Source organism: Aurantiacibacter arachoides (assembly GCF_009827335.1).
Classification (GTDB): domain Bacteria; phylum Pseudomonadota; class Alphaproteobacteria; order Sphingomonadales; family Sphingomonadaceae; genus Alteraurantiacibacter; species Alteraurantiacibacter arachoides.
In genome coordinates, this window is the sequence record NZ_WTYH01000001.1 from 545,499 (window position 1) to 557,471 (window position 11,973).

The 11,973-nt window shown below is 66.7% G+C and carries 8 protein-coding genes; 4 read left to right on the forward strand and 4 right to left on the reverse strand.

Annotation, left to right across the window (positions count from 1 at the left end; translation table 11 throughout):
* The first annotated feature begins 10 nt into the window (after positions 1-10).
* Together GRI62_RS02705 and GRI62_RS02710 are read left to right on the forward strand one after the other, a co-directional pair.
* Complete coding sequence (locus tag GRI62_RS02705) at positions 11-922, forward strand: PadR family transcriptional regulator (protein WP_131451889.1); 912 nt, start codon at positions 11-13, stop codon at positions 920-922.
* A 98-nt stretch (positions 923-1,020) separates the two neighbouring features.
* Positions 1,021-1,488, forward strand: coding sequence for a hypothetical protein (locus tag GRI62_RS02710; protein WP_131451890.1), 468 nt, complete (start codon positions 1,021-1,023; stop codon positions 1,486-1,488).
* Here GRI62_RS02710 and GRI62_RS02715 read toward each other — a convergent pair.
* Together GRI62_RS02715 and typA are read right to left on the reverse strand one after the other, a co-directional pair.
* Positions 1,485-2,648 carry a glycosyltransferase family 4 protein gene (locus GRI62_RS02715; RefSeq protein WP_131451891.1) on the reverse strand — a complete coding sequence of 388 codons (1,164 nt, stop codon included), beginning with the start codon at positions 2,646-2,648 and terminating at the stop codon, positions 1,485-1,487. The two genes, GRI62_RS02710 and GRI62_RS02715, sit on opposite strands and share 4 nt — an antisense overlap.
* A gap of 146 nt (positions 2,649-2,794) precedes the next feature.
* Positions 2,795-4,636, reverse strand: a complete 1,842-nt coding sequence (gene typA, locus GRI62_RS02720) for a translational GTPase TypA (RefSeq protein WP_131451892.1) — start codon at positions 4,634-4,636, stop codon at positions 2,795-2,797.
* Positions 4,637-4,969: 333 nt separating this feature from the next.
* Between typA and GRI62_RS02725 the strand changes: the two genes are divergently transcribed.
* The gene (locus GRI62_RS02725) at positions 4,970-7,714 is read left to right on the forward strand and encodes a TonB-dependent receptor (protein ID WP_131451893.1); all 2,745 of its coding nucleotides are present in this window, start codon (positions 4,970-4,972) and stop codon (positions 7,712-7,714) included.
* Between the two features lie 122 nt (positions 7,715-7,836).
* Entirely contained in the window at positions 7,837-8,694 is an 858-nt protein-coding gene (locus tag GRI62_RS02730; protein ID WP_160731798.1) for a glycerophosphoryl diester phosphodiesterase membrane domain-containing protein, read from the forward strand.
* A 3-nt stretch (positions 8,695-8,697) separates the two neighbouring features.
* Here GRI62_RS02730 and GRI62_RS02735 read toward each other — a convergent pair whose 3' ends face one another.
* Positions 8,698-11,208, reverse strand: coding sequence for an ABC transporter permease (locus GRI62_RS02735; RefSeq protein WP_131451895.1), 2,511 nt, complete (start codon positions 11,206-11,208; stop codon positions 8,698-8,700).
* Positions 11,205-11,906, reverse strand: coding sequence for an ABC transporter ATP-binding protein (locus GRI62_RS02740; RefSeq protein WP_131451896.1), 702 nt, complete (start codon positions 11,904-11,906; stop codon positions 11,205-11,207). The genes GRI62_RS02735 and GRI62_RS02740 overlap by 4 nt, the downstream gene beginning before the upstream one ends.
* Between the last annotated feature and the right edge of the window lie 67 nt (positions 11,907-11,973).

An 11,973-nucleotide genomic window follows, 5' to 3' on the forward strand; every position in this document is an offset into this window, starting at 1 on the left:
GGAACGTATCATGACCGACGATAACAAGAATGCTGGCAGACAGCCGCCGACTCCACCAACTCCGCCAACCCCGCCGACTCCGCCCAAGCAACCGGAGAATTGGCGCGATCATGCGGACCACCAGGATCACGACGCCCACTATGACGACTACCCGGCAGGCAGCAGCTTCCGCGTCGATGTCGACATCGAAGGGGACGATGACGACCGTGGCCCGGACAGCTTCTTCGGCCGCGACGGACCTTTCGGCCCGAATGGCCCGTTCGGCGAAGGTGGCGTGTTCGGAGAGCGTGGCGTGTTCGGCCCCGATGGCCCCTTTGGTCCGCAGGGCGTGTTCGGTCCGGGCGGCGTGTTCGCCAAGAAATCGCGCCATCGCGGCGGCCCCCGACCCGGCAATCGCCCCGGTAACCGCTCCGGCAACGTGCATGAACGCGCTGCCGAAATGCACGGCATGGGCCATCGCCGGCGGCGCCGCCTGTTCGGGCCGGGAGAGCTGCGCCTGCTGCTGCTTGCCATGCTCGCCGAACAGCCGCGTCATGGCTACGAACTCATCAAGGCGATCGAGGAGATGACCGAAGGCGCCTACGCCCCGTCGCCCGGCGTGATCTATCCCACCTTGCAGATGCTCAACGACGAAGGCGCCATCGCCGAACGGCAGAGCGACGACGCCAAGAAGCTGTATCAGGCGACTGCGGCAGGGGTGTCGGAGCTGGAGGATCGCAAAGGCGAGATCGCCCAGCTGTGGGCGCGCCTTGGCCGCAAGACCGAACGGTCGCGTCCGATGGATCAGCCCGAACTGTTCCGCGCGCTCGGCAACCTCGCGTCCGTCGTCGCCAACAAGGCCAGGCGCGGCCGGCTCGAACTCGACAAGGACCAGGTCGTGGACCTTATCGATCAGTTGGCGCGCAAGATCGAACGGCTGTGAAGAGGGCCTGACCCCCCTGTAATCGGGCGCGGCCTTGCGCCGCGCCCGATCCGTGATAGCATTGCTGGCGGGGTCGCATCCCCTGGCAGGAGTGCCTCATGACCGAACCCTTGCGTGAACCCGCGCCCTGGCACCTGTGGCCCGTGGGCTTGCTGGCCCTGCTGTTCACGGCATTCGGCGGTTACGATTATGTCATGTCGCAACTGGGTGACCGGGACTACATGGCCGCCGTGACGGGCGGGATGGGGGTCGATGTGGACGTGGCGGTCGCCTACTTCGCCGGTTTCCCGCTGTGGCTGGATTTCGCCTGGGCGATCGGCGTCTGGGGCGCGGTCGCCGGTTCGATCCTGCTGCTGCGGCGGCGGCGCTGGGCAGTTCCCGCCTTTGCCGTGTCGCTCGTCGCGTTCGTGGTCACCAACAGCTACGGCATTGCCAACCCCCTGCCCGGCATGCAGATCAACGCCATGACCCTCGGCCCGGTACTGGCGGTGTTCGTGGTTTTGCTGCTGCTGACACTCTACGCCCGGGCGATGGCCAGGCGCGGCGTGCTGGGACCGATGGCCTAGCCCTGGGGGCCGGTGCCGCCGCGTTCCGCAATCAGCCGCAGGTAGGTGTCGGCGACGACCTTGTTGATCGCGTCCCACGCAAAGTCGCGGCTGCGCAATTCGCCCGCACGGCCATGTGCCTCGCGCAGAGCAGGGTCGCGGATGTAGGCTTCCACCGCGTCGGCAAAGGCGTCGGTGTCGCCGGGCGTTATCAACCGTCCGGTCACCCCGTCACTGACGAGGCTGGTGCTTCCCGTGGCGCGCGCGGCCACCACAGGCAGGCCGCTGGCCATGGCTTCGAGGGTGACGTTACCGAATGTTTCCGTGATGCTGGGGTTGAGCAGCATGTCCATGCTGGCCACCGCGCGGGCCAGATCGGCGCCGCCCTGAAAGCCCACGAAGACCGCCTCGGGGCATTTTTCGGCAAAGACATCGCGAGCCGGGCCTTCGCCTACCACCAGCACTTTGTGCGCAACCCCGCGGCTTTGCAGCGTGGCGATCGTCTCGGTGAACACGTCGATGCCCTTTTCCAGCACCAGCCGCCCGAGGAAGCCCACCGCCACCTCGTTGTCGGCAATGCCGTTGTTCCTGCGCCAGGCCATGTCACGGCGCGCAGGATCGAAGATGGTGCGATCCACGCCGCGCGCCCAGATCCCAATATCCTCATGCATGCCCTGTTCGCGCAGGACCTCGGCCATGCTTTCGCTGGGTGCGACGAGAGCGTCGGTGCGGCGGTAGAAACGGCGCATGATGGCAACGGCGAGCGGTTCGGCAACGGCCAGGCCGTAATATCGCGGGTAGGTCTCGAACCGGGTATGCACGCTGGTGAGGATCGGCATCCCGCGCTTGCGCGCCCAGCTGACCGCCGCGTGACCGGTGAAATCGGGCGAGGAGACGTGGACCACGTTGGGGCGGAATTGCGCCAGATCGCGGCGTACCGCGGCATCGAAGCCCAGCGGCAGGCGATATTCCGCGCGTCCGGGAATGCGCATACTGGGTACGCCGACCAGATCGCCCGCCGGCTCGAAGGCCGGTTCCGCAACGGTCGGGGCATAGACCCGCACCTTTGCACCCTGCCGCAACATGTAGTCGACAAGCCGGTTCAGCGCCTGGTTGGCGCCATCGCGGACGTAGTTGTAATTGCCGCTGAACAGGGCAACGCGAAGGTCGGCGGGGCTCATTGTGCAGCGCCTTAGGCGAGGCTCGCGGCAAAGGCGAGAGGCTTGCGCCGGTGGTATCGGCACACAGTCGCCGGTCGCGCCTGCCGCAGGGCGACGGGGGACGGCGGCAACCCGCGCTGGCGGGTTGCCGCTGCCTGGTCTTAGGTTCAGCCGTTCTGTGCCGAACGCTTGGCGCGCTTGCGCTCGTGCGGATCGAGGATGGCCTTGCGCAGGCGAATGGACTGCGGAGTGACCTCCACGATCTCGTCATCGCCGATGTAGGCGATGGCCTGTTCCAGCGTCATCTTGCGCGGCGGGGTCAGGCGGATGCCTTCATCCTTGCCGCTGGCGCGGAAGTTGGTGAGCTGCTTGCTCTTCAGCGGGTTCACCTCGAGATCGTCGGGCTTGGCGTTCTCGCCGATGATCATGCCTTCGTAGAGCTTGGTGCCGGGGCCGACGAACAACACGCCGCGCTCTTCCAGCATGTTGAGCGCATAGGCCTGCGCCTCGCCCACTTCCATGCTGATGAGCACGCCGTTCTGCCGGCCCGCGATCGGGCCCTTGTGCGGGCCGTAGCTGTCGAACAGGCGGTTCATGATGCCGGTGCCGCGGGTGTCGGACAGGAATTCGCCGTGATAGCCGATCAGGCCACGGCTGGGCGCGGTAAAGGTCAGGCGGGTCTTGCCGCCGCCGGAGGGGCGCATGTCGGTCATCTCGGCCTTGCGCTGCGCCATCTTCTCCACGACGGTGCCGGAAAATTCCTCGTCCACGTCGACCACGACGGTCTCGTAGGGTTCCATGCGCTTGCCGTTTTCCTCGCGGTAGAGGACGCGCGGACGGCTGATGGACAGCTCGAAGCCCTCGCGGCGCATGGTCTCGATCAGCACGCCCAGCTGCAGTTCGCCGCGCCCGGCGACCTCGAAGGCATCCTTGCCGGCGGCCTCGGTGATGCGGATGGCGACGTTGCCCTCCGCCTCGCGCTCCAGCCGGTCGCGGATGACACGGCTCTGCACCTTGTCGCCTTCGCGGCCCGCATAGGGGCTGTCGTTGACGGCAAAGGTCATCGAGAGGGTCGGCGGATCGATTTCCTGCGCGTGGATCGGCACGGTCACGTGCGGGGCGCACAGGGTGTTCGACACGGTCGCCTCGGTCAGGCCGGCGATGGCGACGATGTCACCCGCCTTGGCGTGCAGCACGGGCTCGCGATCCAGGCCGTTGTAGGCGAAGACCTTCGTGGCGCGGCCGGCTTCCACCAGCTTGCCAGTAACGTCGAGCGCCTTGATCGGCATGCCGACTTCCAGCCGACCGCTTTCGATGCGACCGGTCAGGATGCGGCCCAGGAACGCGTCACGATCGAGCAGCGTGGCAAGCATGGCGAAGTCGCCGTCCTCGTCGAGGTCGGGGGCGGGGACGTGCTTGACGATCAGTTCGAACATCGGCGTCAGGTCGCCCTCGCGCGCGTCGATGTCCTCGCTGGCATAGCCCGAGCGGCCCGAGGCGTAGAGGACGGGAAAGTCGAGCTGGTCGTCGTTGGCATCCAGGTTGACGAACAGGTCGAACACCTCGTCCAGCACTTCCGACGCGCGGGCATCGTTGCGATCGATCTTGTTGACCACCACGATCGGCTGGAGGCCGAGGCCGAGCGCCTTGCCGGTGACGAACTTGGTCTGCGGCATCGGCCCTTCGGCGGCATCCACCAGCAGGATGACCCCGTCCACCATCGACAGGATACGCTCCACCTCGGCGCCGAAATCGGCGTGGCCGGGGGTATCGACGATGTTGATGCGGTAATTCTGTCCGCCGCCCTTGGGCGCCCACTCAATGCTGGTCGGCTTGGCGAGGATGGTGATCCCGCGCTCCTTTTCCAGATCGCCGGAATCCATCGCGCGCTCTTCCACGCGCTCGTTTTCGCGGAAGGTGCCGGACTGGCGGAAGAGCTGGTCGACGAGCGTGGTCTTGCCATGGTCGACGTGGGCGATGATCGCCACGTTACGAAGGGGGGCGGACATGATCTGTATTCCTGCAAAGAGCCATGAAAAGGCAATAGGTCGCGGCCGGCGCGCATCATGCTGCACCTGCGAATTGGCGCGCCCCTAGCCCAGAGAAGCGTTTTGAGCAAGCGGGAGGGTGGCGACCGTGCCAGCGTGCCTTCCCTATAGGGCAGGACTCTGCCTGTTGCGCGAATGCTACACCACCCGGGCCTTTGCCCGCCTTGTCCAAGGCTGATTGTGCAAGGCGTTGCGCGCTAGTAATGCAGCAGGCCTGAAAGGCCACTCTGGCCACTTCCCCGATCGCCAACGACAGCGGCGGGGTCGACCGGAGGGGGAGAGATGGAGATTTCAATGAAGACTGTTGTTGCCGGTTCCGCCGGTCTTTCGCGCACGTTCCTGTGCGGTGTGGCTGCCGCCGCGCTGCTCGCGCCTGCCGCCGCCTTCGCCCAGAGCGAGGCTGAAACCGGTCAGGACATGTATCCCCAGGAAGACGGCGAGGAACTGGACACCGGCAACCAGATCATCGTCACCGCGACCAAGCGCGAACAGACGCTGCAGGAAATTCCAGTCGCCGTGTCCGTGACCGGTGCCGAGGTGCTGGAGCGTGACCAGATCCGCGACATCCGCGACCTGCAGACCGTGGTGCCCTCGCTCAGCGTGGGGCAGCGCCAGTCTTCCGCCAACACCGGGTTCTTCATCCGCGGCTTCGGCAACGGCGCCAACAACGCCGGTATCGAGCCTTCGGTCGGCGTGTTCATCGACGGCGTCTATCGCAGCCGCACCGCATCCTCCATCTCCGACCTGCCCAACGTCACCCGTATCGAGGTGCTGCGCGGCCCGCAGTCCACCCTGTTCGGCAAGAACGCCTCGGCGGGCGTCATCTCCGTCGTGACCGAAGAACCGCAGTTCGACTTCGGCGGTTCGGCCGAGCTGACCTACGGCAACTACGATGCCCTTATCGGCCGCGTCTACATGACCGGTCCGCTGGCCGACAGCGTGGCGGTGAGCGTCGCCGCCGGCATCAACCAGCGCGACGGGTTCTTCGAGGACCTGGGCACCGGCAACGCCTCCAACGATCGCGATCGCTGGTTCGTGCGCGGGCAGGCGCTGATCGACAACGGCAGCGACTGGACCTTGCGCGTCATCGCCGATTACGACAGCATCGACGAAGTCTGCTGCGGCGTCGTGAACGTCCAGAACGGCCCCTCCACCGCGGTCATCCGCGCGCTGGGCGGCAACGTGACCGATCCCAACGATCCGTTCGCGGACGTGATCTACAGCAACTTCGATTCCGTCAACGACATCGAGAACCACGGTATCTCCGCCCAGTTCGACTGGGACGTCAGCGACGATTTCACCTTCACCTCCATCACCGCCAGCCGCACGACGGAATCGGTGACGGTGCAGGATTCGGACTTCTCCAGCGCGGACCTGATCTATCCCAACTCGCAGGACCTGCGGATCGATACCTTCACCCAGGAATTCCGCATCACGGGTTCGCTGTTCGACCGGCTCGACGTGCTGCTGGGCGCGTTCTACCTGAACGAGGATGTCGAGCAATCGAACCAGCTGCTCTACGGCGCGGACTTCCGCAACTACGCCAACCTGCTGGTGGCCGGCCTTTCGGGCAACGCCTTTTCGGTCTTCGCCTCGCCGATCACGCCGGGGGCGGTGCCGCTGGAGGGCGTGTTCAGTCAGGCCTTCGGGACCAATCTCAACGGCACCTTCTTCAACCAGGGGCAGGGCTTCACCGAAGCCTACACGCTGGATTCCGAGAGCTATTCGCTGTTCGGTCAGCTCGATTTCGAGATCTTCGACGGTCTGGTGCTGACGCTGGGTGGCAACTACACCGACGACAGCAAGGTCTTCACGCAGAGCGCAGTGTCGACGGACGGGTTCTCGGCCATCAATTTCGATGCGCCGCAGCTTGCCCCGTTCCGCGGGCAGGTGCTGGGCCAGGGCTTCGTGTCACAGGCAGTGGGCACCCGCCTTAACCTCGGTCGTGGCGCTACCGCGGCGGAAGTCGCGGCCTTTGCCGGTTCCAGCCCGACCAACTTCCAGGTGTTCCAGGCGATCCAGTTGCAGGCCGGGCAGTTTGCCGCGGCGAACGTCAACAACCCGCAGGCCAATCCGCTCAACCCGCTACGCGCGCTGCAATTCCTGCCGCCCTTCGTGAACGTGCCCAACGCCGTGGAGGACGGCCGCACGGACGACGACAATTTCAGCTACACCGCGCGCCTGGCTTATGACGTGTCGCCGGACATCAACGTCTATGCAAGCTACGCCACGGGCTTCAAGGCCAGCTCGATCAACCTGTCGCGCGATGCCCGCCCCACCGCGGCCGACCGCCAGTCGCTGATTTCACAGGGCCTGGGCGTTCCCAACCTCTCCGCCGGTTCGCGTTTCGCCGGGCCGGAGGAATCGACGGTCATGGAACTCGGCATCAAGACCAACTTCGACTGGGCGTCGATCAACCTCACGCTGTTCGACCAGGAGATCGAGGGCTTCCAGTCCAACATCTTCACCGGCTCGGGCTTCGTGCTGGCGAACGCCGGCAAGCAGAGCACGCGCGGTGTCGAACTGGAAACGCTGTTCTATCCGGTCGAAGACTTCACCATCAACTTCGCCACGACCTATCTCGACCCCGTCTATGACAGCTTCACGCAGTCGGCGGTGGGCGACATTTCCGGCCTGACGCCCGCGGGCATTCCGGAATGGACGGTCATCGTTGGTGCGCAGTACGAGTTCGACCTGCCCGGCGGCCTGCTGGTCCCCCGCGTGAACTACCTGTGGCAGAGCGAGACGCAGCTGGTGGAAGGCCTGCCCGACTTCTTGGTGCGCGCACCGGACGGCACCATCCTCGATGCCACGGCCGCCATTGCCGCCGCGGCGCCGTTCACCCGCGAGACGAACGATCTCACCGCCTCGCTCACCTACGAACTGGACATGGGGCTGTCGATCTCGGTCTGGGGCCGCAACCTGCTCGACGACCGGAGCCTGGGCACCATTTTCCCGAGCCCGGCCCAGCCGCGCAGCATCTCGGCCTATCCCAACGACCCGCGCACCTACGGCATTACCGGCCGTTTCCGCTGGTAAGCATTCCCTGGACGGGATCCGCCACAGGCGGAGGAGAAGGGGGCTTTCGAGCCCCCTTTTTCTTGCGATACCCGCGCGTTGATGTAGCCTTTGCCCGCAACTAGGGGATGGGGGCTGCAGATATGGATCTTCGAATTGGTGAGGTGATTTCGCAATCGTTCGCGATGGTCGGCCGACGGTTTGGACCGTTGTTGGGTCTGTGGGCGGTATATCTTGCCCTTCAGATTGCGATGGCCGTCGTGTTTTTCACCGTAATCGGGGGCAGTTTTGCGCTTGCCGGGGTGATGGGCGACAGTCCGTTCGCGGCAATGGGTGTGGGCGCGATTCTAATGATCGTCCTGTTCTATGTCGCCTACCTATTGCTGTCATTCGCAACGAGTGTATCGTTGACGCACCAGGCATCCCCGCTGCATTCGCCTGCCTTGACCCAATCGTTCGGTGCCGGCCTGCGCAGCATGCTTACCCTGTTTGGGTTGCTGGTGGTTTTCTTCGTTGGTTATTTTGCGGTCACGCTGATCCTGACGCTGTTGGTCGGAGCGCTTTCCCGCGCCGGAGACGCCGCAGCCTTTATCGGCGTGGCCGCCTCTCTTGTGCTGATCCTTTATCTGCTTTGCCGGCTCGCGGTCGTCTTTCCGATCATTGCCGTTGAGGGGGAGCGCAACCCCCTTTCCGCCATCGCACGCTCTTGGCGCCTGACCTCGGGCAATGCCATGCGGATCTTTGTGGCCATGCTGGTCTTCTTCGTCCTTCTGGTGGCGGCGGTAGGCGTCCTGTTCCTGATTTTCGGGGGCTCGTTTGCGGCCATGGCCTCCAACGCGAACGGCCCCGGCGATTTCGGGGCGGTCATGGGAGGCATGGCGATCTTCTTCATCGCCTTTCTGGTCATCTCGGCGCTGGCAGCCATGATCTCGTCCAGCTTCATGGCGTCGCTTCACGCGGGTCTGGCGCCTGCACGCGAGACTATCGCGACGTTCGAATGACCCTCACAGCGCGCGCAGGCTTTGGGCGGGCCGCGCGCGCAGCAGGGGAAGCGAGGCGGCAAGGGCGAAGCCCAGCACCAGCACCAGCCCGCCGCCCAGCACGGCAAATACCTCGCCCCAGTCGGGCAGCCAGTCGAATTCGAACAACCGGACCACGATCAGCCAGGCAAGGCCGCTGCCCAGCACCAGCGCCACGCCCGCCAGCACGGCGGCGAGCAGGCCGAACTCGGCGAATTGCAGCGCGAGCAGCTGGCCCCGGCTGGCGCCCAGCACGCGCAGGACCACGGTGTCATAGGTGCGCGCCGCCCGCGCCGCGGCGATGGCGCCCAGTAGCACGGCAACGCCAGCCAGCACCGCGACCGATGCGGCGGCCAGGATGGCGAGGCTGACCTGGTCCAGGATGGCGCGCGCTTCGGTCAGCAATGGGCCGACCTCGATCACGCTGGCCGAGGGAAAGCCGCGCACCAGATCGCGCAGCAGCCCGCCGGCCTCGGCAGTTTCGGGCAGGTCCACGGTTGCGGCCAGGTTGTGCGGCGTATCGGCAAAGGTGTTCGGGGTGAAGACGTAGACGTTGTTGAAGCCGAGACTTTCCCAGTCGATGCGGCGCAGGCTGGCGACACGCGCGCTTTTCTGCACGCCCAGGACGGACACCGTTATGGCGTCGCCGACGCGGATCCCGGCTGCCTCGGCAAGTTCGGCGTCGACGGACACCAGCGGCGAGCCGGCGTAGTTTGCGGGCCACCATGCGCCCTCGGTCACGGTGTTGCCTGCCGGCAGGGCAGCCGCGTAGGTCAGCCCGCGCTCTCCATCCAGGCCCCAGGCCCCATCGGGCAAGTCCTCGAGATCGGCGACCACGATCTGATCGTCCACCGGTCCGTAGGACTCGATCGACCCGCGCAGGGTCGGCACCGTCTCGATGGCAGCGTCGGGCGTTCGCGCACGGACAAGCTGTTCGAACCGGGCGAGCCCGTCGCGCGGCACGTCAAGCACGAAGTAATCGGGCGCACGATCGGGCACGGTGCGCTGGATGTTGCCATCGAGCGAGCTTCGCACGGCGGCCAGCAGGACGAAAGCTGACAAGCCGAACCCCAGCGCGGTGACCAGCGCGCCGGTATGCGCGCCCGGTCGATGCAGGTTGGCGAGCGCGGCGCGGGCGATGGGGTTGGCCGGGCGGGGCAGGCGCGCGGCGGCGGTGCGGATGCCCTTGCCCACCAGCGCCAGCAGGCCGAGCACGGCGGCAGCTCCGGCCAGGAACCCGCCGGACAGCAGCGGCTGGTCCGAGGCAGCGACTGCCAGCACCACGATCCCGGCAACGCCCAACGCCACCGGCCAGGCCGCTCCGCTCCAGCGACGGCCCAGTGGCGAGACGCGCTCACGCATGAGGGCCATCGCCGGAAAAACCCGCGCGCGTGCCAGCGGCGGCGCGGCGAAGACCAGCGCCACCAGCAGGCCAAAGGCAAACGCGCGCAGCAGCGCCCACGGGGCAAGGGACAGGTCGGTGCTGACGGGAAGCAGCGCGCCCAGCGCACCGGCGAGCAAGGGGGTGACAAGCACGCCCGCGAGCAGCCCCGCCAGCGACCCCGCCAGCGCCGCCGCCCCGATCTCCAGCGTATAGATGCGGGCGATATCGCCCGACGTTGCGCCCAGTATCTTGAGCGTCGCGATCGAATTGCGGCGCGCTTCAAGATAGGAATTCACCCCTCCGCCGATGCCGATCCCGGCGATCACCAGGGCGGCAAGGCCGACCAGCGTTAGGAATTCCCCCATGCGGCCGACAAAGCGCTCCGCACCGGGCGAGGCGACGGCGGCGGTGCGGATGTCGAACGGCTGGCCGGGAAAGGCCGCCTCCAGTGCCTCCGACACCGCGTCCGCGTCGGCATTGCCGGTGAAGGCGACGCGCGTCTTGGTCTGGAACATGGCGCCGGGCAGCGTGAGGCTGGCCTGTTCGGGAAGGGCGTAGGGGACGATGACCGTCTGCCCCAGGGCGAAGCCTTCGGACAGGCGATCGGGCTCCTCGGCGATGATGCCCGCAACGCGCACCGTCTGTGTGCCCAGCGTAAAGCTGTCGCCTACGCCGATGCCGAGCCGTTCCGCCGCGCCCGGCGCAAGCCAGGCCGAGCCGGCCGGTGGCGGGCCCGCCGTCTCGCCGCTTTCGAGCAGCAGCGATCCGTACATCGGGTAATTGGCGTCGACTGCCTTCAGTTCGATCGGCACGGCGGCATCGTCGGTCGCCGCCATGGCCTGCAGGCGATAGCCGCGCGACAGGGTGCCATAACGCGCCAGCCACGTCGCCTCCTCGTCCGTCAGCCCGCGCTGCCACAGCTCTATCTCAAGATCGCCGCCTAAGATCGTCTGGCCCTGACTCGCCAGTTCGTTCTCGATTGCCGTGGTGAGACTGCCGATGGCCGCGAGCGCCCCGACGCCCAGGAACAGGCAGACCAGCAGCAGGCGCAAGCCCCTGAAGCCGCTGGCGAGATCGCGCCGGGCCACCGTCCAGGCGCGCGACCAGCTCATGGTGTGCGACTGTCGCTGGCGATCAGGCCGTCGGCCAGGGTCACCACCCGGTCGCATCGCTCGGCAAGGGCAGGATCGTGGGTTATGATGACCAGCGTTGCGGCCGTTTCCGCGCGCCGGCGGAACAGCACCTCGACCACGCTTTCGCCGGTGGCGGCGTCCAGGTTGCCGGTAGGCTCGTCGGCAAACAACAGCGGGGGCCGCGGCGCGATGGCACGGGCGATGGCGACGCGCTGCTGCTCGCCGCCGGAAAGCTGGGCGGGATAATGCGTGGTGCGGTGGCCCAGGCCAACCGCCTCCAATTCCGCCACGGCGCGCTCCCACGCGCGGTCCGCGCCCGCCAGTTCCATCGGCGTGGCGACGTTTTCGGCAGCGGTCATGGTGGGCAGCAGGTGAAAGGCCTGCAGCACGATGCCGATGCGGCCGCGCCGGGCCATGGCCAGCGCATCCTCTCCCAGCGCGGTGAAATCCTGCCCCGCCACCGTCAACTGGCCGGACGTCGCGCGCTCCAGACCGGAGAGCACCGCCATCAGCGAGCTCTTGCCGCTGCCCGACGGGCCGAGCAGGGCAAGCGTCTCGCCCTGCGCCACGTCGAGATCGATGCCGCGCAGGATCTCCACCGCGGCCTCGCCATCGCCCAGCGTCAGGCGCAGGTCGCGGGCGGAAATGACGGGCGGAAGCGGGGGGGGACTTGTCACTCCGGGCGGATGGCATAGCTAGGCTGAATGGACAAGACATCCCGAAGGCCGTGGACAGGCGGTTTCG